This window comes from Streptomyces sp. bgisy130, from assembly GCF_057708345.1.
The window spans coordinates 292,198-319,126 of record NZ_JBYISA010000004.1; the positions used below are offsets into that span (position 1 = coordinate 292,198).

The following is a 26,929-nucleotide window of genomic DNA, read 5'->3' on the forward strand; positions in this document are numbered from 1 at the left end:
CCGCCGCCAACTCTTTCCGCCCTTCAAGGGATTGAAGCGCGTTCCGCTCCTCCCGGGGAAGCCCTGCTCCGAGAGGACAAGCACCCACACGAGCACGGCCCCTCGCGACCCTTCCCGGCGCAAAGATCGCCTCGCCGACCGCCGACCGCCGACCGCCGACCGCCGACCGCCGACCGCCGTGCACCGACCGCCGTGCGCCGACCGCGGACCGGCCGCGGCGCCTCCCGGCGAGTTTAGGGTTTGCCCGGCAGATCGGAGTGGGCGACGACATGGCCGTGCCGGACGACCACAGAAGGCCCAGCACGGCCCGGCCCGGCGCGTGGCACTGCCGAGGCCACCCCCGCCCAACCGGCCCAGACCGGGACGCCCCACTCCGCCCGCGCCCACCCCGCGCATCGAGCCCACGCCCACCCCGTAGGGCCCGTCCACCCCCATGAGTGCGGCCCGCGCCCGCGCCCACCCCGAGCACTGTGCCCAGGCCCACGGGCCCACCCCCGTGGGACCCGTCCCCCTGAGCGCGGCTCAAGGTATGAGCGGCCCCATGCCCGCCACCGACACCGGCTCCCGACCGTCCAGCGTGCCCTGGGCGCCGTAGGGGCGGCACCGCAGGAACCCGGCCTCATGGTGGAACGGCTTCGTCTGGTGGTCCGTGATTGCGTTCTTGTGCTCGGGCTGCGCGGAGCCGTAGGCGTACCGCTGCATCGCCGAGGTGCTCTGCCACAGGGAGAACGTGCCGACGAAGCGGGGCGGTCGGGCCAGGGCGACCGAGGCGGTCATCGTGGGATCGGCGGCGGCCCGGCCGGCGGCCCGGGAATTGGCGCGCAGGAACGGCAGTGCGCGGCGCAGCCGCAGCTGCCCGAGGGTGAGTACGGCGATCGGCCCGTCCTCTTCCTCGCACGCGATGCCGGACTCCACCTCGACCGGCATCGGGCCCCAGGAGCCGGAGAACCGCAGCGGCCGCAACCGCACATGCCACCCCCCGGCCAGCTGCCGCGCCAGCGGTGCCTCGGCGAGAAAGCGGTCGAGCGCGGCATCGTCGTCCCACGCGGCGAGCAGCGCGGCGCGGCCGGGGCGCACCTTGGGTGGACCGGCCGCGATGGCACCGGTCAGCGTCGTCTCGGCATACCGCAGACCGGGGGTCTCGCCCGGCCGTGGGCGGTCACGGAGCACGCTGCGCACGGCGCGGACGCCGACGTCGGCGAAGTGTACGGAAACGATCATGACGAGCCCCCGCATCGCGAACTTACTGCTGCGTATACCAAGTGGTACACGACCCAGTATCCTTCATTGCAACGGCCATGGCGAGCCGAATGCACCATCGAAAATGAGCCAGATCGCAGGGAGGGGACCCCATGAGCGAGATCGACCGGAACCGCGCCGCGCGCGCCGAGGCCCGGACCCGTATCGAGGACACCGCGGCCCGGCTGTTCGCCGAGCGTGGCTACACGGGCACGACCATCGGGGAGATCGCCGCCGAGGCGGGCTTGAGCAAGCCGATGCTCTACCGCCACTTCGACTCCAAGCAGGAGCTGCACCTCGCCCTGCTGGAGCGGCACCGCGACGAGCTGGCCGCCGCCCCGGTCCGTGAACTCCTGCACGGCGCGGGAGACCTGGACACGCGGATGACGGCGATGTACGACGCCTGGTTCGGGTATGTGGAGAGCCACCCGTACACCTGGCGGATGATGTTCCGCGACACCACCGGGGACGCCGAGGTGGCGGCCTTCCACCGTGAGCTCCAGCGCCGGCAGCGCGAGACGGACATGGCGCTGCTCCGCGAGTTCGTGCCCGGCCTGCCCGAGGCCGAACTGGAGCCCCTCGGCGAGGCGATCCGCAGCGCGCTCTACGGGCTCGCCCTGTGGTGGCTGGAGCGCCCCGAGCAGCCACGCGAGCTGCTGGTCGCGTCGATGACCCGGATCACCCGTGGCCTGATCTCCACCGTCGAGCACCCGAGCCCCGAGTCGCCGAGCCCCGAGTCTCCGAGCGCCCAGTCTCCGAGCGCCCAGTCTCCGAGCACCCAGTCGTCGGGCACCGCGGACTGAGCCCCGGCGCTCCGCGCGGGACGGGGCCCGGCACCCGATTCGGCAGACCACCGACTACGGCTGGCGCTCAGCCCCCACCGAATACGGCTGGCGTTCAGCCCACCACCGGATACGGCGTTCCGTCCGCCACCGGATAGAGCGCCGCCCTCAACTGCCCCGTCCAGTGCGCCGTCATCTCCTTCGCCACCCGCGTCTCCGGCGCGTACAGCTCGAAGCCGTGCCAGGCGCCGGGCACATTGCGGACGGTGACCGGAACCCCGGCGTCCATCAGCCGCCGGGCATACGCCAGCCCCGCATCGCGCATCGGATCGAGGTCACAGACCAGCACATAGGCCGGCGGCAGCCCCGTCAGATCGGTGGCGCGGGCCGCCGCCGCATATGCCTCCGCCGCGGCCGTCCCCTCCGGCAGATAGTGCTTCCACGATCTCTGGACGCTCCGCCCGGTGGTCACCCGCGCCCTCAACGCCCCTTCAGCATCCGCCCCCTCGCCATCCGCCCCCTCGCCATCCGCCCCCTCGCCATCCGCCCCCTCAGCATCCGCCGCCTCCTCCGCCCCGACCCGGTCGTCCAGATCCGGGACGCACAGCGACTGGTGGACGATCGCCGGGCCGCCACGGTCCCGGGCCATCAGGGCGACCGCGGCGCTGAGCCCGCCGCCCGCGGACTTGCCGGCGAGAGCGATCCGCGCGGGATCGATGCCCAGTTCACCGGCTCGCTCTGCCGCCCACTCCAGGGCGAGATAGCAGTCCTCCACCCCGGCCGGATAGCGGTGCTCCGGGGCGAGGCGGTATTCGACGGTGATGACGACGGCGGGCAGCTCACGGCAGAGCGCGATCGCCGCGCGGTCCTGCCCCGGCAGCGACCGGCCGAGGGCGAACCCGCCACCGTGGAAGTGCAGTACGGCGGGCAGGGCACGTCCGGCACCGTCGGCGGCCGTCCGCACGCCCTGTCCCGGTGCGCCGTCCCCGCCCTCGCCCCCGCCGCTGCCCGCCCCGCCCTCCGGACGGTAGACCTCGACCGTCAGCACACTGCCGTCCGCCCGCGAGATCCCGAACCGCTCGCTGTCCACGCCCGTACGGTCGGCCGGAACGGCGGCCAGCATCGCGTGGAACCCCTCACGCGTGCCCTCGATGTCCTCGTACGGATCGGAGAACTGCGGCAACGCCTCAAAGGCCGGGCGGAGTTCGGGATGCACCTGCATCGCGGCCGGCTGCTGCATCGCGGTCCGGGGCGGCATCTCGGGCTGGACGCTCATACGGCACTCCTCATACGGCACTCCTCGTACGGGACGTACGGGAAGGACGGGACGGACGGGCGGCCAACGGCCTGCTCGCGATCTTCACTGCGCACGCACCGCCTGCCTGCCTCCCCACCGGTGCCTTCCCAGCACGCCACGCACCACCCGCACCACCTCACTTCGCCTCCGCATAGCACTCCACCACCGCCGTGGTGAACGGGAAGCGGACCGGTGTCTCCCCGAACGCGATCCGCCCCGCCGTATCTGCCGCCGCCGAGATCGCCCCGGAAACCGCCGCCGCCTCGTCCGCCGGGCAGTGCACGATCACCTCGTCGTGCTGGAAGAAGACCAGCTCGGCGCGGAGCCCGCCCTCCCGCAGCGAGTGCCGCAGCGCGGCCAGCATCAGCAACGCCCAGTCGGCGGCGCTGCCCTGTACGACGAAGTTGCGGGTGAACCGGCCACGGGCCCGGGTGGCCGCCGAACTGCCGGCGTACCCCGTGGGCTCCTCCTGGGGCAGACCCGCCTCGTCGGGCGGCACCACGGACAGCGGCGGGCAGGTGCGTCCCATCCAGGTGCGCACCAGCCGGCCCTCCTCGCCCGCGCGCGCCGCCTCGTCCACATACGCCACGGCGGCCGGATAGCGGCGGCGCAGATCGGCCATGTGCTTGAGAGCGTCGCCGGACGTCTGCCCGTAAATGGCGCCCAGCAGCCCGAGCTTGGCCCGGGCACGGTCCCCGCCGAACGCCCGGGCCGCCAGATCCGCGTACAGATCCTCGCCGCTGCCGGCCACCTCCATCAGCCCCCGGTCACGCGAGACGGCCGCCAGCACACGCGGCTCCATCTGGTCGGCGTCGGCCACCACCAGACGCCACCCCGGATCGGCGCGCACCGCCTGCCGGATCACCTTGGGGATCTGGAGCGCGCCGCCCCCGTTGGCGGTCCAGCGCCCGGAGACCGTGCCACCGGGCAGATACTCGGGCCGGAACCGGCCGTCGTGCACCCACTGCTGGAGCCAGGACCACCCATGGGCGGTGTGCAGACGGTAGAGCTTCTTGTACTCCAGCAGCGGAGCCACCGCCGGATGATCGATCTGCTGGAGCTCCCACTTGCGGGTCGAGGTGAGGGAAATCCCCACCCGGGCAAAGGCCTTGATGATCTCGTTCGGCAGATCCGGGCGCACCCGCGCACCCGCCCCGAACGCCCGGGACACCTCATCCGCCAGCTCCGCCATCCGGCGCGGCTCCAGCCCGCCCGGATAGCGCTCGCCCAGCAGCCCGTCGAGCAGCGCACGGTGCACATCCGCCCGCCAGGGCACCCCGGCCCGCCCCATCTCCGTGGCGACCAGCATGCCCGCCGACTCCGAGGCCAGCAGCAGCCGCATCCGGTCCGGATGTTGGGCCTTCTCCGTACGCGCCACCTGCCCCGCGTAGACCTCCAACAGCGCCGCCAGCTCGTCCGTCCCGGGCGGCAGCGGCACCGGGCCCGGCTCGAACAGCGACGGCTGGGTCTCGGCCGTACGCACCGGCGCGTCCTCGGGGACGGGCAGACCGTGCAGCCGCGCCCAGGCGGCGGCCAGCGAACGCGGCTGGCCCGACTGGCCCTCCTCGTGGCCGATCAGCAGCGCCTCCGCGGCCTCCACGTCATAGCAGCGCTCGACCCGCACCCCCGCCGCCAGCAGCCGCCGGTAGATCTCCGCGGTGGACCGCCACACCCACCGCTCGACCTCGGGCCGCGAGCGCACCGCCGCCGCGAGCGAACCCTCCCGCACCACCGGCCCCGCGGCCCGTCCGTCCGCCCCGAGCGGGCAGAGACGAGCACCCCCGTCACCCGTCTCCACCACCGCCCATCTCATGCCCTGGAGTCTTCCACCACCCACTGACAATCGCCCTGACCAGCACAAACGCCCCCACGGTGGCTCCCGCCGACGCCACGGCCGCCGCCACCGCCGAGTCCGCCCCACGGTCCCCGACCACCTCCCGGCCCTCACCGCCCGCGCCCCCACACCGCGGAACGAGAAACGAGATGATCGCGGCGATCTGGACACCCCTGCTCCCACCCCATCCGCAATCGCCGCTCCATTCACCGGCCCACAGGCGCCCGCTATGCCGCCCTCACCCGCGATCCGACCGACAATCTGCTTTGTCCGGCGCCCTGTTGGGATGCATCCGGACATGGGAATATCCCCCTCGCCAATACCGCCCACTTCTCCCGGACTTGCGCCCGCGCATTCACCCGATTGAACCGCTACCTTCGCCATGGTTGATGAGTTGAGCAGCTTGTCGCTCTAAGCGGCGCGTACAGATTTCTGCTTGCTGCCAAGTGAAGAGGTTCACCGTGAAGTTTGTTTCCAAGGCCGCCGTCCTGTCCGCCGTCGCGGGCGTCGCCGTTGTGGGCGGAGCCGGTGTGGCCAGTGCGCACGGCGGCGCCGGCGCGGCGGGAGTTGCCCAGAACTCCCCTGGTGTGCTCTCCGGCAACCTCATCCAGGTGCCGGTCGATGTGCCGGTCAACGTCTGCGGCAACACCCTCAACTTCATCGCCCTGCTGAACCCGGCGTTCGGCAACATCTGCCTCAACGTCTGATGAACGTATAGCTCTTGAGGCGCGGCCGCTTCCGGTCGGCGCGCTCCACGGCAAAGGCCGGTACGAAGAATTCGTACCGGCCTTTGCCGCGCAAAACCCGCTGTGCGCCGCAATGTTGGCCGTCCGCAGTGATATGTATCTATGGTTTCGTGGCATTCGGGTGAAACGGCGAAACCGCGCCCTCAGAAGCGAGTTGACCAGTGCGCTCCGGATACGGGCACTCCGCTTCGAGAAGGGTAAATCGTGATCAAGAAGGTCCTGGCCACGACGGCCGTAGCCGCGTCCGTCGTCGGAATCTCGGCGACGGCCGCTCCCCAGGCGATGGCGATCGGGGACCACCACGGTACGTCGACCGTCAACGGCAACGGAGCCAAGAGCGCGTTCGGCAACTCCACGACCCGCGGCAGCATGAGCCCTCAGCTGGAGCTCATCCAGGGCTCGCTCAACAAGCCCTGCCTCGCTCTGGGCAAGCTGGATCTCCAAGCCTTCCTCGGTGGGGTGCCGATCGCGCTTCAGGACATCAACCTGCTGTCCAGCTCGCAGAACCAGCAGTGCACCGAAAATTCGACTCAGGCAAAGGGCGACGATCCGCTGTCGCACATCCTCAGCGACATCCCGATCCTGTCGGGGAACGGCGTCGGCAACCACTGAGCCGGCCATTGGCCGCAGGCCCGGACCGCCGGCCCTCGCTTCCGGAGCGGTTCGGCGCCTGCGGCACCCCGTCAGGAACCGTAGGGACGGAATTTCTCGATCCCCCTACCGGTAGGAATTCGTATTCGGCGGGTGCCTCGTCCGTTCGAACTCCGGTGTTTTTTCCTCGTCGTATGCATGGTGGCAATCTCTCGAAGCGGTCTTGCACCCATCGGGCGATTCCTCCGAAAACCTCCGGGCGAGAGTTTCGTCCCTGAGGGCAACTCGTTACCAATATCGTCAGCGGCGTTACGGGCGAGCAGCTCAGCGCCCGAGCGACACGACGGTCGTGTTCGCTACGGACCCGCTGCAAGGAAGGGCTGAAAGTGAAGTACGCAAAGGTCGCAGCAGTCACTGCCGGAACGCTCATGGCGGTGGGCTCGGCTGCACCGGCGTTCGCCGACGCGGGTGCCGCGGGTGGCGCCAAGAACTCCCCGGGTGTGCTTTCCGGCAACGCCATCCAGGTGCCGATCCACATCCCGATCAACCTCTGCGGCAACACCATCAACATCGTTGCTCTGCTGAACCCGGCGTTCGGCAACACCTGCCTGAACCACTGACTCGAAGGAATTCGAGCTGTGTCCATGTGACCCGGCCCCGGTGCGCGGACCACTGCGAACCGGGGCCGGTCGCCCTTCGCCTCCGGTGGGCACACACAACAGGCCGGATTTTCGGGCGGATTGACCGAGAAGAACACCACTTCAGGGTTTCTCCGAGCGGAGGCACTCCTTAGTCACGCTGAAAGCGGTAGCAGAGCAGCGAATCGATTGCTCGCACGGCGCTGATGTCGCCGGACCGTTGAAGCACCGCCCGAGAAGGGACAGTTGAAGTGAAGTACGCAAAGTCTGCTGCGGTTGTCGCCGGTTCCGTCATGGCGCTGGCCGCCGCCACCCCCGCTTTCGCCGCACGACCCGACGCTCCGTCCATGAGCCTCAACGGCGGGCTGGCCGACGTGCTGAGCAACAAGCAGCTGGACGGCCACCAGATCACACCGCTGGTCAAAACGGTCAGGGCCACGGGGAGCAAGGTCAGGTCGACGAACCCGAAGAAGCTGCTCCGTGGTGTCACCGGGGCGACGAAGAAGACTTCGCTGCTCGGCGGGCTTCCGCTCAAGTAGTCGCGAAAGGCCGCGGACGTGGCGCGGCAGTACACCTCGATCATTTCTCATTCCGAATGCCGGGTGCGATCGGAAGCCGGTCGGAAAAACGCGGTTCAGGGCATGCAGCTGTTTGAGTGAATGAGAAAAACCAAAAACATCCTTGTGAGTTGGGCAGACTGCCCGGCCCAATGGAATCCCGAAGAACACGAAGGAACAAAATGATCAAGAAGGCTCTGGCGACCGCCGCCGCGGCTGCGTCCATCGTCGGCGTGGCCGCCGCTGCCGCCCCCGAGGCGATGGCGATCGGTAACCAGCACGGAACGTCCACCGTCAACGGTAACGGCGCCTCGCAGTACTTCGGCAATTCGACCACGTACGGCTACATGAGTCCGCAGATCGGCCTGATCCAGGGCTCGCTGAACAAGCCCTGCCTCGCCGTCGGCAAGGTTCCGCTCCAGCTCCTCGCCGGGGCGGCTCCGATCGCGCTCCAGGACATCAACGTCCTGTCGTCGTCGCAGAACCAGCAGTGCACCGAGAACTCCACCCAGGCCAAGGGCGACGATCCGCTGTCGCACGTCCTGGACAACATCCCGATCCTCTCGGGCAACGGCGCCGGCAACCACTGATCGGCTGAGCGCGACCCGGGCCGCCCCGTCCTCCTCCTTGCGGGCGGCCCGGGTTTCCGCTGTCCGGCCGCCACCGGAGCGGAAATGTTATTCGCTCGTGACGGAATTTCGGCGCACCGGATCGTTGGGAATGATGTGTGGAGGGAAGCGTGCCAATGCCCTGGCAAGTTTGATGGGGCTGCCAGGGCGTTGGCGCGCCGTCCGTATCGAAGCAGGGCCTGCGAATCCGTTGACCGGAATCGCGGGCCCTGCGCCGTGCCGGGGGATCAAGGCAGGTAACTGAGCCCCCGGCAGGACAAATCGCATTGTCGGTACGCGAATTTCGAGGGCTGTGACGCCGTCAATGGGAGAGCCGGCCTCATTCGTTGCATTCCCGCTGCCAGCTATTCGGGTGACGGTGCGGAACTCAAGCCGGTATGGCGGGTTGTTCAAATAGGGCTCCCGTGCCGGGAGTTCCTTCTCCTGAAGGGTTTCGTGATGAACAAGATGATCGCGGGCGCGGCTGTGGCGGCGTCGCTGGTCGGGATTTCCGCTGCGGCCGCTCCGCAGGCGATGGCGATCGGTGACCAAGAGGGCACCAGCACGGTCAACGGCAATGGAACCAGGAGTGTGTTCGGCAACTCCGCCACGCACGGAAAGCTGAGCACCCAGCTCGGGCTCATCCAGGGCTCGCTGAACAAGCCCTGCCTCGCCCTGGGCAAGCTGGACGCCCAGGTCCTCGCTGGTGCGGTCCCGATCGCGGCGCAGGACATCAACGTGCTGTCCAGTGCACAGAACCAGCAGTGCACCGACAACTCGGTGCAGGCAAAGGGCGACGATCCGCTGTCGCACATCGTCAACGGCATTCCGATCCTGTCCGGGAACGGTGTCGGCAACCACTGACGTCCACCGGCCTCGGGCCGTTCCACCGCTTGTGCCCCCGGGCGGTCGGCGCCGCGTATGCGCTGCCGGCCGCCCGGTCGTGTGAGCGGCACGGGGGAGGGGTGCGGGCGGTGGCCCGTATGCCATGACCGCAGAGGAGGGATGAGAGATGCGACAGAGCCTGAAGGCGTGTGTGTTCGTGGCGGCCGCGTCGGGTGTGCTCGGTGCGAGCGGCAGCGCGGCGTACGCGGATGCCGGAGCCGCGGGAGGAGCGAGAAACTCTCCCGGGGTGCTGTCCGGGAACAGCATCCAGGTGACCGTGGACACGCCGGTCAACGCGTGCGGCAATTCGGTCGACGCGGGTGCGGCGCTCAACCCGGCCATGGGCAATGCGTGCGCGAACGGTGCGCCGCCCGCGCCGGCGCTGCGGCAGCAGCCCGGACCGCACCCGCCGGTGGCCCAGCGGCCACCGGGAGCGGAGCAGGCGCCGGGGGTGCACTGGACGGCCCCGCGGCCGGAGCACCGCGCGGAGCCGGTACGGCGGTCGGTCCCGGAGCGGGCCGAGCGCCCGGCCCCGGTGGAGCACACCCGCGGGCGGGCCCCCAGACACGCTCGGCCCGCCCCGCAGCCCGCGCAGGAGGCGCAGCGGCCGCGGGTGGACGCGGTGGCGCGAGCCGGGGCCTCGGCGGGCTCCGCGCTGCTGGCGGCCACCGGCGCCGAGGAACTGGCCGCGCTGGCCGCGACCGGCGGCGGGTTTCTGGTGGGCGGGGCGCTGCTGTTGCGCCGGGCCCGTACGCGCCGTAGGTGAGCGGGCGGGCGCCGGGCGGTTACCCAGGGTCGGCGGCCGGCCGAGCGGATCCGGCGGGCCGCTCGGCCCCGGCCGCCCGGTCGAGCCGGCCGTCGGCATCGCCGGACGGCTCGACCGTGGACCGTCGTACCGCTGTGTCGCCGGGCGAGCTGCGGCTGGAAGCGGCCCTGCGGGGGTACGACGTCGTGCGGATCAACGGCTGAAGCCCGTGTCCGGTACGGGAAGGATCGTTCTTTCGCTCATTGGTGGGGGACCGGGCTCCGGGGGGTTTGAAGCGGGGCAGAACGGGATGTTCCGTGGGATCGTGCCGCCTTCTGCCGCCTCTGGCAAAATTGGGGGTGAAGGCCGCAAAAGTGTTGAGGCGATGAGGTGGGGCCGTGCTCATTGCGCTGGCGCAGACCGACTGTGTGCTGGGTGAGGTGGAGGAGAACCTCGGCATCGCCCGCGAGCAGATCGAGCAGGCGGCGGCGCAGGGCGTGGATCTTGTGGTCTTCCCCGAACTGAGCCTGCACGGCTATCACTTGGGCGTGCTCGGCCGCGATGAGTCCCTGGGGGCGAACGACCCGCGGCTGCTGGAGCTCAGCACCCGCGGCCCCGATGTGCTGGTCGGCTTCCACGAGCACACCAGTCTGCGGGCGTACAACACCGCGGCCCACTACGCGGCCGGGGAGCTGGTGCACGCGCACCGCAAGCTGTATCTCCCCAACTATCTGGCCTGGGAGGAGCGTAAGCACGTCAGCCCGGGGCAGTCGCTGCGGGCGTACGAGCTGAGGCGGGCCAGGAGTGGTGGCCGGGGGGCCACGCTGGTGTGCAATGACGCCTGGCAGCCGGCGCTGCCGTGGCTGGCGGTGCAGGACGGCGCCGAGGTGCTGTTCGTGCCGACCAACAGCGCGGCGAGCCTGGATCCGGAGGCGATGGACACCGGCCTGTACTGGGACACCCTGCTGTCCTATACGGCGAAGATGCTCCAGTGCTGGGTGGTCTTCGTGAACCGGGTGGGCAATGAGCACGGGGCGGCGTTCTGGGGCGGCTCGCGGGTGGTGGACCCACGGGGTGCCGTGGTGGCACAGGCGCCCAAGTGGGAGCCCGCGCTGGTCGCCGTGGAGATCGATCTCGCCGAGGCGAGGCGGCAGCGCCGTGCGGTGCCGCTGGTCGCCGAGGCCCGGCTGGGCCTGATCGACCGCGAGGTGCGGCGGCTGATCGACGAGGGCGGCGACCACTGAGGGGACCGCTCCTCCGGGTCAGTGCCGGGCGGCGGATTCCTGGCGGGGCGTCCCGGCCTCCTGGCGGGGAACTCGGCCGTACTACGGGGCGCCTCGCTTTCGTCGGGGGCGACGGACGTTCTGTCCGGTATGGCCCGATGGGTCCGGCCGTCCGGTCCAGGGGGCGCCCCGGGCCGGACGGCCGGTGCGGTGGCTACCAGCTGGACTTGCGCACGCCCGGCAGGTAGCCCGCGTGGGCCTGTTCGCGCAGCCGTACGCGGGACAGACCGAAGGCGCGGAAGTAGCCGCGCGGGCGGCCGTCGACGCTGTCGCGGTTGCGTACCCGGGTGGCGCTGGCGTCCCGCGGCTGGCGGGACAGCTCGCGGCGGGCGGCGGTGCGCTCCTCCTCCGGTGTGTGCGGGCTGCGGACGATGGCCTTGAGGACGGCGCGCCGGGCCGCGTAGCGGGCGACCGTCGCGCGGCGCTTCTCGTTCTTGGCGATCTTGCTCTGCTTGGCCATCAGACCTTTCCTCCTCGTGCGCGGATACGGGCGACGGCCGCCTCGATCCCGATCGTGTCCACGGTCCTGATGCCCTTGGCGCTCAGCGTGAGCCGGATGTGCCGGCCCTCGCTCCGGAGCCAGTAGCGCTTGCGCTGGATGTTGGGGTCGAAGCGGCGGGGGGTGCGGCGGTGTGAGTGGGAGACGGCGTTGCCGAAGCCCGGCGCGCGGCCGGTCAGCTGGCAGTGGGCGGACACAGGGTGATCCCTTCGGTCGTCGGCCCAGGTGAGGGCCTATTGAAAATGGAAACCATTTCCGTATACTACCCACATGGCCCGCAACGAACTACGCCCGGTCGTCAAGCTCCGGTCCACCGCCGGCACCGGCTACACCTACGTGACCCGCAAGAACCGCCGTAACGACCCCGACCGCCTGGAACTGCGCAAGTACGACCCGGTGGCCGGCCGGCACGTCGCTTTCCGAGAGGAGCGCTGAGCACCGTGAAGCCTGGAATCCACCCCGCCTACGGGCCGGTCGTCTTCCGCGACCGGGCCGCCGGCTTCGCCTTCCTGACCGGCTCGACCGTCACCAGTGAGAAGACGGTGGAGTGGGAGGACGGGAACACCTATCCCGTCATCGACGTCGAGATCTCCTCGGCGAGCCACCCCTTCTACACGGGCACCGCCCGGGTGCTGGACACGGCGGGCCGCGTCGAGCGGTTCGAGCGCCGTTACGGCACGCGGGCCCGCTGATGGAGCGGCTCAGCGTCGTGCTGGTGGGCGGCCTGCACGCGGACGCGCGGCGGGCCGCCGTCGAGCGGCTGCTGCGGACCGTCCCCGGCAGTGTCGCCCTGCACCACGACCTCGCCTCGGCCACCGAAGGCACCGTGCGGCGCACCATCCGTGACGGGGGCGGCACGCTCGACACCGGGGACGCCCCGCTGGTCAACGACTGCGCCTGCTGTGCGCTGCGCGAGGACCTGGTGCCCGAGCTGGAGCGGCTGGCCGCCGGCCGGACCTGCCGGCTGGCGGTCGTCGAGCTGTGGGACTCGGTCGAGCCCAAGGCGATGGCCGAAGTGGTCACCGCCTGCGGCAGCGAGAACCTGGTACTGACCGGAGTGGTCACCGCCGTCGACCCGGCGCTGCTGCCGGACTATCTGGGCTGCGGGGACGACCTCGCGGAGGTGGGCCTCGCCGCCGCGGCGGCCGACCAGCGCACGGTCGCCGACACCTGGGCGCGGCAGCTGGAGTACGCGCCGGTGCTGGCGATCGCGACGGGGGAGGAGCCGGCGGAGCCCGCCGACCTGGCGCTGCTCGACCAGTTGCACCCGACGGCACACCGGATCCCGGTGGAATCAGCGGAGTTGGCGGCCGCCGCGCTGGCCGGGTTCGATGTGGCCGCGGCCGCGGACCGGCAGCACCCGGCCTGTGCGCTGCTGCCGCAGGAGGCCGACGCGGACGGGGTCGGCACGCTGGTGTGGCGGCGGTCCCGGCCGTTCCACCCCGAGCGGCTCCATGCCGCGCTGGAGGACCTGACCTGTGCGGCCGCGCGCAGCCGGGGCCGGTTCTGGCTGGCCGACCGCCCGGACACGCTGCTGTCCTGGGACGCGGCCGGCGGCGCGCTGTGTGTGGAGAACGCCGGGCCGTGGCTGGCCGCGCTGCCGGACGCCGCCTGGGAGATGGTGCCGCCGGCCCGCCGGGCCGCCGCCGCGCTGGACTGGCACCCCGAGCACGGTGACCGCACCCAGCATCTGGTCTTCACCGCGCCGGGCCTGGACCGCGAGGGACTGCGGTCCCTGCTGGACTCCTGTCTGCTCACCGACGCCGAGTTCGCGGGCGGCCCGCCGGCCTGGAAGAGCCTGTCGCCCGCCTTCGACGCCCTCCTCGACCCCGTTTCGTAAGAACGGGCCGCGTTCCGTCCGCACCGGACCGGCCCCCTCCGCACGCACAAGGAAGCTCCCCATGCCCCGACGGCACGACCCGCGCCGGACACCCGCACCCCGCCGTAACCCGCTGGACGCGGCGGGCGTCACCTACATCGACTACAAGGACACCGATCTTCTGCGGAAGTTCCTTTCGGACCGCGGCAAGGTACGGAGCCGCCGGATCACCCGGGTCAGCGCGCAGCAGCAGCGCCAGTTGGCCCGTGCGATCAAGAACGCACGGGAGATGGCGCTGCTGCCCTACGCGTCGCGGTGACGGCCGCCGTCCGGTGACGGGCAGGAGCTTCCCTACGTCCGGTGCGTAGGGGAGCTCCTTCGTTTGTGCGGGGGTGTGCGCAGGGGCGGAGCCCTCGTGCCGGGTGGACAGGGCGCCCGGTCGCGGAACCTGGAGGGCGTGGCACACGTCTCGTCCTTGTGGCTGAGAGTCTCGCCCCGCCGATCCGTACCAGGTGACGGCGCATCACGTCAGCGGCGGCGGCCGGTGGGCGACCCTCCGTGAGGGGTCGGTGACAGCGTTCGACGAGCTGTGACGGCCTCGGTACCGGGTGTCGTGCACGTGCATCTGCGCATGCATCCGCATGTGAACGCAGCTATGATCCCGGACAGTTGACACCATTTATCACCGGGAGACCCCTGTGCCCCACGCATACAACGGCATGGCCGCCACAGATCTCCGTGATGTGGCATGGCAGAAGAGCAGGCACAGCAACTCCCAGGGCTCCTGCGTGGAGTTCGCCAAGCTGCCCGGGGGTGACATCGCGGTGCGCAACTCCCGTTTCCCGGACGGTCCGGCGCTCATCTACACGCCGGCCGAGGTACGGGCGATGCTGCTCGGCATCAAGGACGGGGAGTTCGACCATCTCGTCCCGGACTGAGTGCGCGCCGCACTCGCACACGGAACAACCGGGCGCCCGCCTCGCGGTGCGCCCGGCGTACACAACGGCTACGGCAGCCGGAAGAGCGCCCACACGATCTTGCCGTGCGTGGCGCCGGCCAGCGGGTGCCAGCCCCAGCTGTCGCTGAAGGAGTCCACGAGATACAGCCCGCGCCCCGATTCCGCGGCGGAGTCCGCCTCGCCGGCGACCGGTGAGTCATCGCTCGGGTCCCGTACGGCGCAGACCAGCCGGGAGGACCAGCGCATCAGATGCAGCCGGGCGGGCGGGGCGGCGTCGGTGTGTTCCGGGGCGGCGAGAATCGCGTGCCGCAGAGCGTTGGTGACCAGTTCGGAGACGACCAGGGCGACCGAGTCGAAGAGCTCCTCCAGCTCCCAGCCCTCAAGGGTCTCGCGGGTGAACGCCCGTGCACTGCGCACCGATTCATAACGCGGTGGGAGCGTGCGGGATGCGGATCCGGAGACGGCCAGGGGGTCGACGGGAGGAAAGCCCTGCCATAACGGCTCGAGCATGGTCAAAACCTTGGTCCCCATGCGAGGCACTCCTGGCGTTCGCGGACGTCATGACCCTGGCCGGTCAGCCGGGTCTGGCGGATCTTTCACGAGCGTGCATGCGTGCGACGCCTATGGTTCCCAATGCGCGAGACAGATGCAAGGGCAGATGCACGTGCACGTGACGTGATTGCGGGGGCGTGCACCTATTTGCCCGGAATTCTTCCCACCACTTTGTGTGGAGGGCTTGCGGGGGCCTCACGTATCCGTAACCGGATGAGCACTCAACGAAGCCCGAACGTGGCAGACTTGCGGCCCTCTGTTGGACGGGGTGGGGTCACAGGAGGGTCTGAGAGGTGTCCGCAAGTGAGTCGAGCGGGTCGGTGGTGCGGCGGATCCTGCTCGGGTCGCAGCTCCGCCGGCTGCGTGAATCGCGTGGGATAACCCGTGAGGCGGCCGGCTACTCGATCCGTGCATCCGAATCGAAGATCAGCCGCATGGAGTTGGGCCGCGTGAGCTTCAAGGCACGGGATGTGGAGGATCTGCTCACCCTGTACGGGGTCAGCGACGCGCAGGAGCGTGAGGCGCTGCTCTCCCTGGCACGGGAGGCGAATGTCGCGGGCTGGTGGCACAGTTACAGCGATGTGCTGCCCGGGTGGTTCCAGACGTATGTGGGGCTGGAAGGCGCCACGTCCCTGCTCCGGGTCTATGAAGTCCAGTTCGTGCACGGGCTGTTGCAGACCGAGAGCTATGCGCAGGCCGTCGTCAGACGGGGCATGCCGGACGCCGGGGCCGCGGAGATCGAGAGACGGGTCGCGCTCCGCATGGAGCGGCAGAAGCTGCTGGTGGCCGAGCGCTCGGCGCAGTTCCACTGTGTGCTGGACGAGGCCGCGCTACGGCGCCCGTACGGCGAACGCGCGGTGATGCGCGAACAGGTGAAGCATCTGATCGAGGTGTCCGAGCGGCCCAATGTGCGGCTCCAGGTGATGCCCTTCAGTCTGGGCGGGCACGCGGGGGAGAGCGGTGCGTTCACCATGCTCGGCTTCCAGGAGTCGGGTCTGCCGGACGTCGTCTATCTGGAGCAGCTGACGAGCGCGCTGTATGTGGACAAGCCCGAGGAAGCTGTATGTGGACAAGCCCGAGGAAGTCGCCCAGTACGCACGGGTGATGGACCGGCTCCAGGAAGAGGGGCCGAATCCGGCGGAGACCAGAGACCTCTTGCGCGGGCTGCTCCAACTCATGTGACGCGTCGGTAGGATGGCGCACCATCAGGAGTCAGCACCCCCCAATGCGGCGCCCTGAGCGCCCTGTTCTCCAGATCGGGATGGCATGTCCTACTTCGACGAGTTGGCGTATCAGTTCATCGACGGTGAGTGGCGCTCCGGCAGCGGCTCGTGGGACATCGTCGATTTCAATCCGTACAACGGCGAGAAACTGGCCTCCATACCCGTCGCCACGGTAGCGGAGATCGACCAGGCCTACCGTGCCGCCGAACGCGCGCAGCGGGAGTGGGGCGCCACCAATCCGTACACCCGGCGGCTCGTCTTCGAGCGCGCGCTGCGGATCATCGACGACCGTGCCGAGGAGCTGGGCGAGGCGATCGCCGCGGAGGTCGGCGGGACGCTCGCCAAGGTGGGCTTCGAGCTCCATCTGGCCAAGGAGTTCCTGCGCGAGGCCATTCAGCTGGCGCTGCGTGCCGAGGGCCGCATCCTGCCCTCGCCCATCGACGGCAAGGAGAACCGCCTCTACCGGCTGCCGGTCGGTGTCGTCGGCGTCATCAGCCCGTTCAACTTCCCCTTCCTGCTGTCGATCAAGTCCGTGGCGCCGGCCCTCGCGCTCGGCAACGCCGTGGTCCTCAAGCCGCACCAGAACACCCCGGTCTGCGGCGGCGGTCTGGTCGCCAGGATCTTCGAGGAGGCCGGGCTGCCGGCCGGGCTGCTGAACGTCGTCGTCACGGACATCGCCGAGATCGGTGATGCGCTGATCGAGCACCCGGTGCCCAAGACCATCTCCTTCACCGGCTCCGAGAAGGTCGGCCGGCATGTCGCGACGGTCGCCGCCGCCAACTTCAAGCACACGGTGCTGGAACTGGGCGGCAACAGCGCCCTGGTCGTCCTCGACGACGCCGATATCGACTACGCGGTGGACGCCGCCGTCTTCAGCCGCTTCGTCCACCAGGGCCAGGTCTGTATGGCCGCGAACCGGGTGCTGGTGGACCGCGCCGTGGAGCGGGAGTTCACCGAGAAGTTCGTCGCCAAGGTCGCCTCGCTCAAGGTGGGGGACCCCACCGATCCGCAGACCCATATCGGCCCGCTGATCAACGAGGGCCAGGCCGAGGCGATCGCCGCGCTGGTGGACCGCGCGGTCGAGGACGGCGCCACGGCGCTGCTGCATGGCGAGACCCGGGGCACGCTGGTCGCCCCCAGCGTGTTGGGCGGGCTGCCGGAGGACTCCCCGCTGCTGCGGCAGGAGATCTTCGGGCCGGTCGTGCTGCTGGTGCCGTTCGACGGGGACGAGGAGGCGGTGCGGCTGACCAACGCGACCTCGTTCGGGCTCAGCGGCGCCGTGCACACCGGTGACATCGAGCGCGGGGTGCGGTTCGCCAAGTGCATCGACACCGGGATGTTCCACGTCAACGACGCCACGGTGCATGACGAGCCGATCGTGCCCTTCGGCGGCGAGAAGAGCTCCGGGGTGGGGCGGCTGAACGGCGACGCGATGGTGGAAGCCTTCACCACGACCAAGTGGATCTCCATCCAGCACGGGCGGTCGCAGTTCCCGTTCTGAGGCGGGCTTCCCGGTCCGGAGGCATCGGGGACAACCCGTGGCGCGTTGCGGACAGAAGCTGACCGCAAGGGCTCCTACGTTGAGTGCTGTCGGAAGGCGGACGGCGACGGGCCGGCCGCCGAGGGACGTCACGAAAGGTGGACCCCATGCCCACTCACGTTCTTGCCGAGGCCCACGGCGACGAGACCGGCGCGCTGCTGGCCTTCCTGGAGGCCCAGCGCGGCGGGCTGCGCCGGGCGGTCCTGGGGCTGACCGACGACCGGGCGAACCAGCGGCCGAGCGCCAGTGAGCTGTCGCTGGCCGGACTGGTCAAGCATGTCGCGGAGACCGAGCAGGGCTGGGTCGAGACCGCGCAGGAGCTGCCGCACTCCATCGAGCGGACCCAGGACACCTGGCATCTGAGCTTCCAGCTGGCCGACGGCGAGACGCTGGCCGAGGTGCTGGCGTTCTGGGAGCGGGTGGCGAAGCGGACGGAGGAGTTCATCCGCTCGGTGCCCAGCCTGAACGACACCTTCCCGCTGCCCGAGGCGCCGTGGTTCCCGCCGGAGGCCCGGCAGTCGATGCGCTGGCTGCTGCTGCATCTGATCGAGGAGACGGCCCGGCACGCCGGCCACGCCGACATCATCCGCGAGTCCCTCGACGGCAAGACGGCCTTTGAGCTGGTGGACGAGGAGCGGGCCGCGCGGGAGGGGTAGCGGGCGGCATCCTCGCGCGCCCTTAGGCTGGCGGAAGGGGCGCGCGAGGGATTGAGGAGACGATGTCGGCGATCCGGCTGTTGGTACTGGGCGCCGTGCGGCAGCACGGCCGGGCGCACGGCTACCAGGTGCGCAACGACCTGGAGTACTGGGGCGCCCATGAGTGGTCCAACGCCAAACCCGGCTCGATCTACCACGCGCTCAAGCAGATGGCCAAGCAAGGGCTGCTGCGCGCACATGACATCGCGCCCAGCACCGTCGGCGGCCCGCCGCGTACCGAGTACGAGCTGACCCCGGCGGGCGAGGCGGAGTATTTCGCGCTGCTGCGTGCCGCGCTCTCCCAGCACGACCAGAAGACCGACATGCTCAGCGCGGGCATCGGCTTCGTCGTCGATCTGCCGCGGGCCGAGGCGGTGGCGCTGCTCAAGGAGCGGGTCCGGGGACTGCGGGAGTGGCGTGGCACGGTCACCGGCTACTACACCCCCGAGGGCGGAACCGAACAGCTCGGGCACATCGGCGAGATCATGCATATGTGGGTGCACGCCGCGGACAGCGGCGCCGCCTGGACCCAGGGGCTGATCGAGCGCATCGAGGGCGGGGCGTATGTCTTCGCCGGTGAGGGGGAGCCGTTCGTGGGCGTGCTCGCGGAGGGGCAGGAGAACCCGTACGCGACGACGGACGTGGCGGAGGCGGGAGACGGCACAGACGACGGCGGGGCCGCCACGGAGGCTCGCTGACCGCGTCCCGCGCGCCCCGCTCCGCCCGGCGGCCGTTTAGGCCGCCCGTCCGTCAGTGGTGGAAGGCCGTGGCCACGCTCTCCGGGCGCTGCATCGGGCCCGGCTGCTGCCGGAGTTCGGTCAGCAGCTGCTCCAGGTCCGCGAGGAACAGATCGGCGAGGTCCATGGAGAAGCCGTTGCGGCAGACCACCCGCAGGACGGACAGGTCCTCGCGGTTCGGGGGGAAGGTGTAGGCCGGCAGCAGCCAGCCGCGCTCCCGCATCCGCCGGGACACGTCGAAGACGTCGAACGCGGTGACGTGGTCCGCGGTGGTGAAGGCGAAGACCGGCAGCTGGTCGCCCTGGGTGAGCATCCTGAAGTCGCCCAGTGCGCCGATCCGTTCGGCCATCGAGCCGGCCACGTCACGGGTCGCCTGCTGTACGGCGCGGTAGCCCTCCCGGCCGAGCCGCAGAAAGGTGTAGTACTGCGCGGCGACCTGGGCGCCGGGCCGGGAGAAGTTGAGGGCGAAGGTCGGCATGTCGCCGCCCAGGTAGTTGACCCGGAAGACCAGCTCCTCGGGCAGCGCCTCGGTGTCGCGCCACAGCGCCCAGCCGACGCCCGGGTAGACCAGTCCGTATTTGTGCCCCGAGGTGTTGATGGAGGCGACCCGGGGCAGCCGGAAGTCCCACTTCAGCTCCGGGTCGAGGAAGGGCGCGATCATGGCGCCGGAGGCGCCGTCCACATGGACCGGGATGTCCCAGCCCCGCTTCTCCTGGAGCTCGTCGAGCGCCGCGCAGATGTCGGCCACCGGCTCGTACGACCCGTCGAAGGTGGAGCCGAGGATGGCCACGACGCCGATGGTGTTCTCGTCGCACTGCGCGACGGCCGTGGCCGCGTCCAGATGGAAGCGGTCGCCCTCCATCGGGACCGTGCGCGCTTCGACTTCCCAGAAGTTGCAGAACTTCTCCCAGCAGACCTGCACATTGGCGCCCATGACCAGGTTGGGCCGGGCGCTGCCCGGATACCGGTCCTGATTGCGCTGCATCCAGCGCCGTTTGAAGGCCATTCCGGCGAGCATGCAGGCCTCGCTCGACCCGGTGGTGGAGCAGCCGACGGCGGCCGCCGGGTCGGGGGCGTGCCACAGGTCGGCGAGCATCGCCACACACCGCCTCTCCAGCTCGGCGGTGCGCGGGTACTCGTCCTTGTCGATCATGTTCTTGTCCCGGCACTCCCCCATCAGGACACCGGCCTGCGGCTCCATCCAGGTGGTGACGAACGTCGCCAGGTTCAGCCGGGAGTTGCCGTCCAGCATCAGCTCGTCGTGCACGAACTGATAGGCGTTGTGCGGGGCGATCGGGCCGTCCGGCAGGGTGTGCCGTGGTGGCGAGGTCTCCATCCCGGCGACCGGGTCGGCCTCCCCGTAGAAGGGGTTGACCGGGTGCCCGGTCTGTTTACGGTCGGATGGCGATGCGCCTTTGTGCAGAGTCATCTGTCGATGCCTACCCGTCAACTTGCCTGTGAAAGACCGTGTTTGATGGCTTTGGTGAACTTCACCACACGCTCCGCCTGGATGCGGGCGGCGGTCCGTGCGTCGTCGTCGAGCGGAGTGTCGGGGCCGCCGACATGGGAGGTGCCGTAGGGGTTGCCGTCGGTGAACTTCGCCGGGTCGGTGTAGCCCGGCGTCACGAGGATGCCGCCGAAGTGGTGGACGGTGTGGTAGAGCGCCAGCAGCGTGGACTCCTGGCCGCCGTGCTTGGTGGCGCTCGCGGTGAAGCCGCTGTAGACCTTGTCGGCCAGCCGGCCCTGCTGCCAGAGGCCGCCCAGGGTGTCGAGGTACTGCTTGAGCTGCGAGGTCACATTGCCGAAGCGGGTGGGGGTCCCGAAGATCACCGCGTCCGCCCAGAGCACGTCCTCGTGGGTGGCCTCCATGATGTCGGCGGTGGCCGCGGCGTTGGCGGCCCAGGCCGGGTTGGCGTCGATGGCGGTCTGCGGGGCGAGTTCCGCGGCCCGGCGCAGCCGGACATCCGCCCCGGCGTGCTCGGCGGCGTCCGCGATCAGCCGGGCGAGCTCGGCGACGGTACCGGTCGACGAGTAGTAGATGACGGCGACATGGACGTCGTGCACGGGCATCGGCGCACCTCCTCGAACCCGACAATAAGGGCATAGGGGGTGCGTGGCCTCCAGGGTTCACCCAGTGGAAGCGCCACGGGCGGGCGGCCGCCCCTGAGGACCGCCACCCGCCCGTGTGCGCGCGCCCGCCGCCGGGCGCCGGCTCAGTTCGCGCCGGCCAGCGACAGCTTCGCGGCGAAGCCGAGGAACGCCGCACCGGCGCCCGCGGACAGCCCGGCGGTCAGCCGCTTGCGGCGGCGGAAGGTCGCCGCCAGAAACGTCCCGCTGAAGATCAGGACCGTCAGATACGTGAAGCTGAAGAGCTGGGCCCAGGCGCCCAGCGCCAGGAACGACAGCACCGGATGGGCATAGGACGGATCCACGAACTGCACGAAGAAGGAGATGAAGAACAAAATCGCCTTCGGGTTGAGCAGGCTGACCACCAGCGCCCTGCGGTACGGCCGCTCCACGGCCTCCTTCGGCGCCCCGGCCGTCTCCGCACTCCGCTCCGCCCGGCGGGCCTCCCGGCCCCGCCACAGCGCCCAGGCGCCGCGCAGCATCCCGACCGCCAGCCACGTCAGATAGCCCGCACCGGCGAACTTGACCATGGAGAAGAGCACCGGGGTGGTCTGGAGCAGCGAGGCCACCCCGCCCGCCGACAGCGTCATCAGCACCGTGTCACCGCACAGCACCCCGGCCGCCGCCCGGTACGCCACCCGCGGGCCGCGCCGGGCCGCCACCGATACGACGTAGAGCGAATTCGGGCCCGGCAGCAGAATGATCAGTGCGAGCCCCACCAGATACGTGGACAGATCCGTTATCCCCAGCATGTGGCGCAGGATCTCACCCGCCGCTCCGGTGGCACACGGATATTCATGATGCGGACTTGTACCTCACGCGGCGTGAGGTCGCATCGTGGAGCGCGTACTCAGCAAGGGAGCGGAAGTGAGCTATTCGGTCGGGCAGGTCGCGGCCTTCGCCGGTGTGACGGTGCGCACCCTGCACCACTACGACGAGATCGGGCTGCTCCAGCCCGGCGAGCGCAATCACGCAGGTCACCGGCGCTACGGCGAGGACGACCTGGACCGGTTGCAGCAGATCCTGTTCTACCGGGAGCTCGGTTTTCCGCTCGACGAGGTCGCGGCCCTCGTGGACGATCCGGACGCGGACCCGCAGCAGCATCTGCGGCGCCAGCACGACCTGCTGACCGAACGGATCGAGAAGCTCCAGAAGATGGCCGCCGCCGTCGAACACGCGATGGAGGCACGCAGGATGAACGTACGGCTCACACCGGAGGAGAAGTTCGAGGTCTTCGGGGACTTCGACCCGGACGAGCACGCGGCGGAGGTCGAGGAGCGCTGGGGCCACACCGCGGCCTACAAGGAGTCGCAGCGCCGGACGGCCGCGTACACCAAGGAGGACTGGAAGCGGCTGACGGAGCAGCTAGACGCCCTCCACCGGAAGATGGCGGACCTGCTCACCGAGGGGGTGCCGGCGGACTCCGCGGCGGCCATGGAGGTCGCCGAGGAGCACCGGCAGTTCATCTGCGGTGCGTACTACGACTGCTCGCACGAGCTGCACACCTGCCTCGGCGAGATATATGTCGCCGACGAGCGCTTCACCACCACCTACGAGGCGATCCGGGCCGGCCTCGCCGGATACCTGCGGGACGCGATCCTGGCCAACGCGGCCCGTCACCAGTGAGCCGTACGGGCCGGGGAGCGCGCCCCCGGCCCGTACGGAGCGCGCTACGGGGTCAGCTCTGCGGGGAGAGCACCACGGCCGTTCCGTAGGCACACACCTCGGTGCCCACGTCGGCGGCCTCCGTGACATCAAAGCGGAACATCAGCACCGCGTTCGCACCACGCGAGCGGGCCTGGTCCACCAGCCGCTCCATCGCCTGGTTCCGGGTCTCCACCAGGGTCTTGGTCAGGCCCCGCAGCTCGCCGCCGATCATCGACTTCAGGCCCGCGCCGATCTGGCTGCCGAGGTGCCGTGAGCGCACCGTCAGGCCGAAGACCTCGCCGATCACCCGTTCCACGTGAAACCCCGGAACGTCGTTGGTCGTCACCACCAGGACGTCGGACTGCGCATGCTGTCCACCGCCGTATTCCTCGATGCCCATGGCGCGCACCTCCTTACGGCCAGCATCGCCCGGCCCCCCGGGGGCGGCCAGCGGTCGGGGGCCGTCAGGTGGGGCCGCGGCCCGCCTGGAACCAAGGCGGGCCGCTCGGCGTTGATAGTTTTGGCCGCACACCGCGCCTTCATCCCGTCGCTTCGCCCCCTCGCACCGCACGATCCGGCGCCCTCGACCCAGGAGCCTTCACCCCGTGAATACTCTCGCGCTCGGCCCCCAGTGGCTGGACCCGGACTATCTCATCGCGACCTTCGGCCTGATCGGCGTCCTGGTCATCGTCTTCGCGGAGTCCGGCCTGCTGATCGGCTTCTTCCTGCCGGGCGACTCGCTGCTGTTCACCACCGGTCTGCTGGTGACGACGAACAAGCTCGACCGGCCGCTGTGGATGGTGTGCTCGCTGATCGTCCTGGCCGCCGTCCTCGGCGACCAGGCCGGCTATCTCTTCGGCCGCAAGGTCGGCCCCTCGCTCTTCAAGCGCCCCGACTCCCGCCTCTTCAAGCAGGAGAACGTCGAGAAGGCGCATGAGTTCTTCGAGAAGCACGGCCCCAAGTCGCTGATCCTGGCCCGCTTCGTCCCGATCGTGCGCACCTTCACGCCGATCATCGCCGGTGTGAGCCGGATGAACTACCGCTCCTTCATCACCTTCAACCTCATCGGCGGCGCCCTGTGGGGCGCGGGTGTCACGCTGCTCGGCGCCTCCCTGGGCAAGGTCGAGTTCGTCCACAAGCACATCGAGCTGATCCTGGTCGCGATCGTGCTGATCTCGGTCGTACCGATCGCCATCGAGTACCTCCGTGCCCGCAGCAAGAAGAAGACCGAGGCGCCCGCGCCGGGCACGGACCGGGACGGCGCCCCCGCGGAGCCCGCGCGCCGCGGCCGGCACGCCAAGCGCTGACCGCGCGCCCGGCCACCGCCGGGCTCCTGTGAGGCCCCCGGGGAATGCGTCCCTCCGGTGCGGGCAGGCGGGGAGAGGTGAGCTCCCGAAAACGGCCCGGCGCCACCGCCGGAAACGCCAGCCCCGAGGAAGCGCAGCACATAGCCATCAGGCATCGTGTCCTTGACATCCATCAGGAGGCCAACGAGGAGCGAGGAACGGTGGCGTTGGACCAGAGCGGTTCCCCGGAGGACCGCAAGCCCCAGTCGGACGAGGCCCACAGCGCCTTCACCCCGCCTCTGGGCGTGCCCTACCCGCCGCTTCCCGAGGACGAGCACCCCACCTCCGAGTTCGCGCTGCCCGCGGGGCTGCGCCCGGAGGCGCCGGCCGAGCAGGAGGGCTCGGCCTTCACCCCGCCGAGCAGCACCACCGGCCAGACCCCGCTGCCCGCCCCCGTGGGCGCCACGGCGATGAGCGTCGCCTTCACCCCGCCGCACGGCATACCCGCCGTCAGCCTCACCAAGGAAGCCCCTTGGCAGGACCGGATGCGGACCATGCTCCGGATGCCGGTCCACGAGCGCCCGGTGCCCGAGCGCCTGGAGCGCGGCGAGGAGGACACCGGCCCGGCCGTTCCCCGCGTGCTCGACCTGACGCTGCGTATCGGCGAGATCCTGCTCGCCGGCGGTGAGGGCGCGGAGGACGTCGAGGCCGCGATGTTCGGCGTCGCGCACGCCTACGGACTGGAGCGGGTCGAGCCGACCGTCACCTTCACCCTGCTGTCGATCTCCTACCAGCCGTCGCTGGTCGACGACCCGGTGACGGCCAGCCGCACGGTCCGGCGCCGCGGCGTCGACTACAACCGGCTGTCCGCCGTCTTCCGGCTCGTCGACGACATCACCTCCGATGGCATCACCCTCGAGGAGGCCTACCGCGGTCTCGCCGAGATCCGCCGTAACCGCCACCCGTACCCGAGCTGGGCGCTGACGGTGGCCTCCGGGCTGCTGTCCGGCGCCGCCTCCATGCTGGTCGGCGGCACGATGCTGGTGTTCTTCGCGGCCGCGGTGGGCTCCATGCTCGGCGACCGGCTGGCCTGGCTCGCATCCGGGCGCGGGCTGCCGGAGTTCTACCAGTTCGTGGTCGCGGCGATGCCGCCCGCGGCGGTGGGTGTCGCCTTCGGTCTGGCCCACCTCAATGTGCAGGCGTCCGCGGTGATCACCGGTGGACTGTTCGCGCTGATCCCGGGGCGGGCGCTGGTCGCCGGCGTCCACGACGGGCTGACCGGCTACTACATCACCGCCGCCGCCCGTCTGCTGGAGGTCGGCTACCTCATCGTCGGCATCGTCGTCGGCGTCCTCAGCGTGCTCTACATCGGACTCCAGCTGAACCCCGGCCTCCGGCGGCTCAACCCCGAGGAGGCGCTGGGGGCGTACAACGAGCCGGTGGTCCAGATCACCGCGTCCATGCTGCTGGCGCTGGCGTTCTGTGTGCTGCTCCAGCAGGAGCGGCACACCGTGGCGTTTGCGACCCTGAACGGCGGCGTCGCCTGGGTCGTCTACGGCGCCCTCCGCTACGTCGCCGAGATAAACCCGGTGCCCGCCACCGCGATCGCGGCCGGACTGGTCGGTCTCTTCGGCCAGTTGCTCTCCCGTTACCGCTATGCGTCGGCGCTGCCGTACGTCACCGCGGCCATCGGCCCGCTGCTGCCCGGTAGTGCCACGTACTTCGGGCTGCTCAACTTCGCCCAGGGCCACCTGCCGGAGGGCCTCACCTCCCTGGTGCAGGCCGCCTCGCTGGCGCTCGCCATCGCCGTGGGCGTCAACCTCGGTGCCGAAGTGGCCCGGCTGTTCCTGCGCGCTCCCGGGGTCGAGGAGGCCGGCGTCCGCCGGGCCGCCAAGCGCACCCGCGGCTTCTGAGCGGACGTGCCGGGGCCGCCGACCCGGTCCCGGCACGCACGAACGGGCGGCAACCCGACTGGGTGCCGCCCGTTCGCGTACGAAAATCAGCGCGCGCGGACCCGGGCGCCGCGGTCAGGGAAACCCCGCCGGACGCCGGGCCGACGACGCTGCGTCAGTGCGCGCCGCCCTGCGCCTCAAGGCGCTTGAACGAAGCCTCGATCTCTGCCTCGGCCTCGGTGCGGCCGACCCAGTCGGCGCCCTCGACGGACTTACCGGGCTCCAGGTCCTTGTAGACCTCGAAGAAGTGCTGGATCTCCAGGCGGTCGAACTCCGACACGTGGTGGATGTCCCGCAGGTGCTCCACCCGCGGGTCGGACGCGGGCACGCACAGCAGCTTGTCGTCGCCGCCGGCCTCGTCCGTCATCCGGAACATGCCGATGGCGCGGCACTTGATAAGGCAGCCGGGGAAGGTCGGCTCGTCCAGGATGACCAGCGCGTCCAGCGGGTCACCGTCCTCGCCCAGGGTGTTCTCGACAAAGCCGTAGTCGGCCGGGTAGCTGGTCGAGGTGAAGAGTCGACGGTCCAGGCGGATCCGACCGGTCTCGTGGTCCACCTCGTACTTGTTCCGCGAACCCTTCGGGATCTCGATGGTGACGTCGAACTCCACGGGTGGCTCCTCCATGATCAACACATACGTCTGGTGATTAAGTGTCCCCCACGCAGGTGTGTGGTGGCGAAAGGGGCTG

At 70.3% G+C, this 26,929-nt stretch carries 31 protein-coding genes and 1 pseudogene; 21 read left to right on the forward strand and 11 right to left on the reverse strand.

From position 1 onward, the window contains the following. Positions 1-522 precede the first annotated feature (522 nt). Positions 523-1,221, reverse strand: coding sequence for a spheroidene monooxygenase (locus AC3EUV_RS08530; RefSeq protein ID WP_432140231.1), 699 nt, complete (start codon positions 1,219-1,221; stop codon positions 523-525). A gap of 131 nt (positions 1,222-1,352) precedes the next feature. Between AC3EUV_RS08530 and AC3EUV_RS08535 the strand changes: the two genes are divergently transcribed. Then, positions 1,353-2,042, forward strand: a complete 690-nt coding sequence (locus AC3EUV_RS08535) for a TetR/AcrR family transcriptional regulator (RefSeq protein WP_435602563.1) — start codon at positions 1,353-1,355, stop codon at positions 2,040-2,042. Between the two features lie 94 nt (positions 2,043-2,136). Here the strand turns inward: AC3EUV_RS08535 and AC3EUV_RS08540 are convergent, their stop codons facing one another. Beyond that, positions 2,137-3,297: an alpha/beta hydrolase gene (locus AC3EUV_RS08540; protein ID WP_435602564.1), complete on the reverse strand. Its 1,161-nt coding sequence runs from the start codon at positions 3,295-3,297 to the stop codon at positions 2,137-2,139. A gap of 157 nt (positions 3,298-3,454) precedes the next feature. Beyond that, positions 3,455-5,131 carry a bifunctional 3'-5' exonuclease/DNA polymerase gene (locus tag AC3EUV_RS08545; RefSeq protein ID WP_432140228.1) on the reverse strand — a complete coding sequence of 559 codons (1,677 nt, stop codon included), beginning with the start codon at positions 5,129-5,131 and terminating at the stop codon, positions 3,455-3,457. Between the two features lie 482 nt (positions 5,132-5,613). Between AC3EUV_RS08545 and AC3EUV_RS08550 the strand changes: the two genes are divergently transcribed. The 8 genes from AC3EUV_RS08550 to AC3EUV_RS08585 all read left to right on the forward strand — a co-directional run bounded on the left by AC3EUV_RS08550 (position 5,614) and on the right by AC3EUV_RS08585 (position 11,166). Further along, positions 5,614-5,859, forward strand: a complete 246-nt coding sequence (locus AC3EUV_RS08550; protein ID WP_432140227.1) for a chaplin — start codon at positions 5,614-5,616, stop codon at positions 5,857-5,859. A gap of 243 nt (positions 5,860-6,102) precedes the next feature. Continuing rightward, complete coding sequence (locus AC3EUV_RS08555) at positions 6,103-6,510, forward strand: rodlin (protein WP_432140226.1); 408 nt, start codon at positions 6,103-6,105, stop codon at positions 6,508-6,510. Between the two features lie 365 nt (positions 6,511-6,875). Further along, entirely contained in the window at positions 6,876-7,109 is a 234-nt protein-coding gene (locus AC3EUV_RS08560; RefSeq protein ID WP_026169719.1) for a chaplin, read from the forward strand. Positions 7,110-7,378: 269 nt separating this feature from the next. Beyond that, positions 7,379-7,666 (forward strand): hypothetical protein, encoded by a 288-nt coding sequence (locus AC3EUV_RS08565; protein WP_432140225.1) that lies wholly within the window; start codon positions 7,379-7,381, stop codon positions 7,664-7,666. Positions 7,667-7,866: 200 nt separating this feature from the next. Further along, a complete protein-coding gene (locus tag AC3EUV_RS08570) occupies positions 7,867-8,274 on the forward strand; it encodes a rodlin (RefSeq protein WP_432140224.1) in 408 nt (135 codons plus the stop codon). A 477-nt stretch (positions 8,275-8,751) separates the two neighbouring features. Further along, positions 8,752-9,156, forward strand: a complete 405-nt coding sequence (locus AC3EUV_RS08575) for a rodlin (RefSeq protein WP_432140223.1) — start codon at positions 8,752-8,754, stop codon at positions 9,154-9,156. 148 nt (positions 9,157-9,304) lie between these two features. Further along, positions 9,305-9,943 (forward strand): chaplin, encoded by a 639-nt coding sequence (locus tag AC3EUV_RS08580; protein ID WP_435602565.1) that lies wholly within the window; start codon positions 9,305-9,307, stop codon positions 9,941-9,943. A gap of 377 nt (positions 9,944-10,320) precedes the next feature. Next, positions 10,321-11,166, forward strand: a complete 846-nt coding sequence (locus tag AC3EUV_RS08585) for a nitrilase-related carbon-nitrogen hydrolase (RefSeq protein ID WP_432140221.1) — start codon at positions 10,321-10,323, stop codon at positions 11,164-11,166. 193 nt (positions 11,167-11,359) lie between these two features. Here the strand turns inward: AC3EUV_RS08585 and rpsN are convergent, their stop codons facing one another. Next, complete coding sequence (gene rpsN / locus AC3EUV_RS08590; protein ID WP_435602566.1) at positions 11,360-11,665, reverse strand: 30S ribosomal protein S14; 306 nt, start codon at positions 11,663-11,665, stop codon at positions 11,360-11,362. Next, complete coding sequence (gene rpmB / locus AC3EUV_RS08595; RefSeq protein ID WP_423661329.1) at positions 11,665-11,901, reverse strand: 50S ribosomal protein L28; 237 nt, start codon at positions 11,899-11,901, stop codon at positions 11,665-11,667. The genes rpsN and rpmB overlap by 1 nt, the downstream gene beginning before the upstream one ends. Before the next feature lie 73 nt (positions 11,902-11,974). Between rpmB and rpmG the strand changes: the two genes are divergently transcribed. The 5 genes from rpmG to AC3EUV_RS08620 all read left to right on the forward strand — a co-directional run bounded on the left by rpmG (position 11,975) and on the right by AC3EUV_RS08620 (position 14,461). Beyond that, positions 11,975-12,139 carry a 50S ribosomal protein L33 gene (gene rpmG / locus AC3EUV_RS08600; RefSeq protein WP_006604069.1) on the forward strand — a complete coding sequence of 55 codons (165 nt, stop codon included), beginning with the start codon at positions 11,975-11,977 and terminating at the stop codon, positions 12,137-12,139. A 5-nt stretch (positions 12,140-12,144) separates the two neighbouring features. After that, a complete protein-coding gene (locus tag AC3EUV_RS08605; RefSeq protein WP_432140219.1) occupies positions 12,145-12,396 on the forward strand; it encodes a type B 50S ribosomal protein L31 in 252 nt (83 codons plus the stop codon). Beyond that, a complete protein-coding gene (locus AC3EUV_RS08610; RefSeq protein ID WP_435602567.1) occupies positions 12,396-13,544 on the forward strand; it encodes a CobW family GTP-binding protein in 1,149 nt (382 codons plus the stop codon). The genes AC3EUV_RS08605 and AC3EUV_RS08610 overlap by 1 nt, the downstream gene beginning before the upstream one ends. Before the next feature lie 61 nt (positions 13,545-13,605). Further along, positions 13,606-13,842 (forward strand): 30S ribosomal protein S18, encoded by a 237-nt coding sequence (rpsR, locus tag AC3EUV_RS08615; protein WP_432140217.1) that lies wholly within the window; start codon positions 13,606-13,608, stop codon positions 13,840-13,842. A gap of 379 nt (positions 13,843-14,221) precedes the next feature. Beyond that, positions 14,222-14,461, forward strand: a complete 240-nt coding sequence (locus AC3EUV_RS08620; protein WP_432140216.1) for a DUF397 domain-containing protein — start codon at positions 14,222-14,224, stop codon at positions 14,459-14,461. Positions 14,462-14,529: 68 nt separating this feature from the next. Here the strand turns inward: AC3EUV_RS08620 and AC3EUV_RS08625 are convergent, their stop codons facing one another. After that, the gene (locus AC3EUV_RS08625; RefSeq protein ID WP_432140215.1) at positions 14,530-15,012 is read right to left on the reverse strand and encodes an ATP-binding protein; all 483 of its coding nucleotides are present in this window, start codon (positions 15,010-15,012) and stop codon (positions 14,530-14,532) included. 314 nt (positions 15,013-15,326) lie between these two features. Here AC3EUV_RS08625 and AC3EUV_RS08630 point away from each other — a divergent pair. From AC3EUV_RS08630 to AC3EUV_RS08645, 4 genes and pseudogenes are all read left to right on the forward strand, one after another. Continuing rightward, positions 15,327-16,215: pseudogene (locus tag AC3EUV_RS08630) on the forward strand (helix-turn-helix domain-containing protein). 84 nt (positions 16,216-16,299) lie between these two features. Next, positions 16,300-17,757 carry an aldehyde dehydrogenase family protein gene (locus AC3EUV_RS08635; protein WP_432140213.1) on the forward strand — a complete coding sequence of 486 codons (1,458 nt, stop codon included), beginning with the start codon at positions 16,300-16,302 and terminating at the stop codon, positions 17,755-17,757. Between the two features lie 146 nt (positions 17,758-17,903). Then, positions 17,904-18,452 (forward strand): DinB family protein, encoded by a 549-nt coding sequence (locus AC3EUV_RS08640; RefSeq protein ID WP_432140212.1) that lies wholly within the window; start codon positions 17,904-17,906, stop codon positions 18,450-18,452. A gap of 62 nt (positions 18,453-18,514) precedes the next feature. Next, positions 18,515-19,189, forward strand: coding sequence for a PadR family transcriptional regulator (locus AC3EUV_RS08645; RefSeq protein WP_435602568.1), 675 nt, complete (start codon positions 18,515-18,517; stop codon positions 19,187-19,189). Between the two features lie 52 nt (positions 19,190-19,241). Here AC3EUV_RS08645 and gad read toward each other — a convergent pair whose 3' ends face one another. The 3 genes from gad to leuE form a co-directional block, all read right to left on the reverse strand. Further along, positions 19,242-20,657: a glutamate decarboxylase gene (gad, locus tag AC3EUV_RS08650; protein WP_435602569.1), complete on the reverse strand. Its 1,416-nt coding sequence runs from the start codon at positions 20,655-20,657 to the stop codon at positions 19,242-19,244. A gap of 17 nt (positions 20,658-20,674) precedes the next feature. After that, entirely contained in the window at positions 20,675-21,298 is a 624-nt protein-coding gene (wrbA, locus tag AC3EUV_RS08655; protein ID WP_432140209.1) for an NAD(P)H:quinone oxidoreductase, read from the reverse strand. Between the two features lie 143 nt (positions 21,299-21,441). Beyond that, positions 21,442-22,107, reverse strand: coding sequence for a leucine efflux protein LeuE (gene leuE, locus AC3EUV_RS08660; RefSeq protein ID WP_435602570.1), 666 nt, complete (start codon positions 22,105-22,107; stop codon positions 21,442-21,444). Positions 22,108-22,222: 115 nt separating this feature from the next. Here leuE and AC3EUV_RS08665 point away from each other — a divergent pair, with 115 nt between their 5' ends. Next, a complete protein-coding gene (locus AC3EUV_RS08665) occupies positions 22,223-22,981 on the forward strand; it encodes a MerR family transcriptional regulator (protein ID WP_435602571.1) in 759 nt (252 codons plus the stop codon). Positions 22,982-23,033: 52 nt separating this feature from the next. Here AC3EUV_RS08665 and AC3EUV_RS08670 read toward each other — a convergent pair whose 3' ends face one another. Further along, the gene (locus AC3EUV_RS08670; RefSeq protein WP_042150344.1) at positions 23,034-23,402 is read right to left on the reverse strand and encodes a YbjQ family protein; all 369 of its coding nucleotides are present in this window, start codon (positions 23,400-23,402) and stop codon (positions 23,034-23,036) included. Between the two features lie 205 nt (positions 23,403-23,607). On the opposite strand from AC3EUV_RS08670, the gene AC3EUV_RS08675 reads away from it, so the two are divergent. Beyond that, positions 23,608-24,309, forward strand: coding sequence for a DedA family protein (locus AC3EUV_RS08675; protein ID WP_435602572.1), 702 nt, complete (start codon positions 23,608-23,610; stop codon positions 24,307-24,309). Positions 24,310-24,509: 200 nt separating this feature from the next. After that, a complete protein-coding gene (locus AC3EUV_RS08680; protein WP_432140458.1) occupies positions 24,510-26,201 on the forward strand; it encodes a threonine/serine exporter family protein in 1,692 nt (563 codons plus the stop codon). 154 nt (positions 26,202-26,355) lie between these two features. On the opposite strand, the gene AC3EUV_RS08685 is transcribed toward AC3EUV_RS08680, so the two are convergent. Continuing rightward, complete coding sequence (locus AC3EUV_RS08685) at positions 26,356-26,850, reverse strand: inorganic diphosphatase (protein ID WP_085923328.1); 495 nt, start codon at positions 26,848-26,850, stop codon at positions 26,356-26,358. Positions 26,851-26,929 lie beyond the last annotated feature (79 nt).

Bases quoted from the DNA above. Each gene is read 5' to 3' on its own strand.
- rpsN (WP_435602566.1), bottom strand. From the start codon at position 11,665: ATGGCCAAGCAGAGCAAGATCGCCAAGAACGAGAAGCGCCGCGCGACG.
- AC3EUV_RS08635 (WP_432140213.1), top strand. From the start codon at position 16,300: ATGTCCTACTTCGACGAGTTGGCGTATCAGTTCATCGACGGTGAGTGG.
- AC3EUV_RS08535 (WP_435602563.1), top strand. From the start codon at position 1,353: ATGAGCGAGATCGACCGGAACCGCGCCGCGCGCGCCGAGGCCCGGACC.
- AC3EUV_RS08575 (WP_432140223.1), top strand. From the start codon at position 8,752: ATGAACAAGATGATCGCGGGCGCGGCTGTGGCGGCGTCGCTGGTCGGG.
- gad (WP_435602569.1), bottom strand. From the start codon at position 20,657: ATGACTCTGCACAAAGGCGCATCGCCATCCGACCGTAAACAGACCGGG.
- leuE (WP_435602570.1), bottom strand. From the start codon at position 22,107: ATGCTGGGGATAACGGATCTGTCCACGTATCTGGTGGGGCTCGCACTG.
- AC3EUV_RS08625 (WP_432140215.1), bottom strand. From the start codon at position 15,012: ATGGGGACCAAGGTTTTGACCATGCTCGAGCCGTTATGGCAGGGCTTT.
- AC3EUV_RS08540 (WP_435602564.1), bottom strand. From the start codon at position 3,297: ATGAGCGTCCAGCCCGAGATGCCGCCCCGGACCGCGATGCAGCAGCCG.
- AC3EUV_RS08645 (WP_435602568.1), top strand. From the start codon at position 18,515: ATGTCGGCGATCCGGCTGTTGGTACTGGGCGCCGTGCGGCAGCACGGC.
- AC3EUV_RS08640 (WP_432140212.1), top strand. From the start codon at position 17,904: ATGCCCACTCACGTTCTTGCCGAGGCCCACGGCGACGAGACCGGCGCG.
- AC3EUV_RS08545 (WP_432140228.1), bottom strand. From the start codon at position 5,131: ATGAGATGGGCGGTGGTGGAGACGGGTGACGGGGGTGCTCGTCTCTGC.
- AC3EUV_RS08530 (WP_432140231.1), bottom strand. From the start codon at position 1,221: ATGATCGTTTCCGTACACTTCGCCGACGTCGGCGTCCGCGCCGTGCGC.
- wrbA (WP_432140209.1), bottom strand. From the start codon at position 21,298: ATGCCCGTGCACGACGTCCATGTCGCCGTCATCTACTACTCGTCGACC.
- rpsR (WP_432140217.1), top strand. From the start codon at position 13,606: ATGCCCCGACGGCACGACCCGCGCCGGACACCCGCACCCCGCCGTAAC.
- AC3EUV_RS08670 (WP_042150344.1), bottom strand. From the start codon at position 23,402: ATGGGCATCGAGGAATACGGCGGTGGACAGCATGCGCAGTCCGACGTC.
- AC3EUV_RS08570 (WP_432140224.1), top strand. From the start codon at position 7,867: ATGATCAAGAAGGCTCTGGCGACCGCCGCCGCGGCTGCGTCCATCGTC.
- rpmG (WP_006604069.1), top strand. From the start codon at position 11,975: ATGGCCCGCAACGAACTACGCCCGGTCGTCAAGCTCCGGTCCACCGCC.
- AC3EUV_RS08580 (WP_435602565.1), top strand. From the start codon at position 9,305: ATGCGACAGAGCCTGAAGGCGTGTGTGTTCGTGGCGGCCGCGTCGGGT.
- AC3EUV_RS08610 (WP_435602567.1), top strand. From the start codon at position 12,396: ATGGAGCGGCTCAGCGTCGTGCTGGTGGGCGGCCTGCACGCGGACGCG.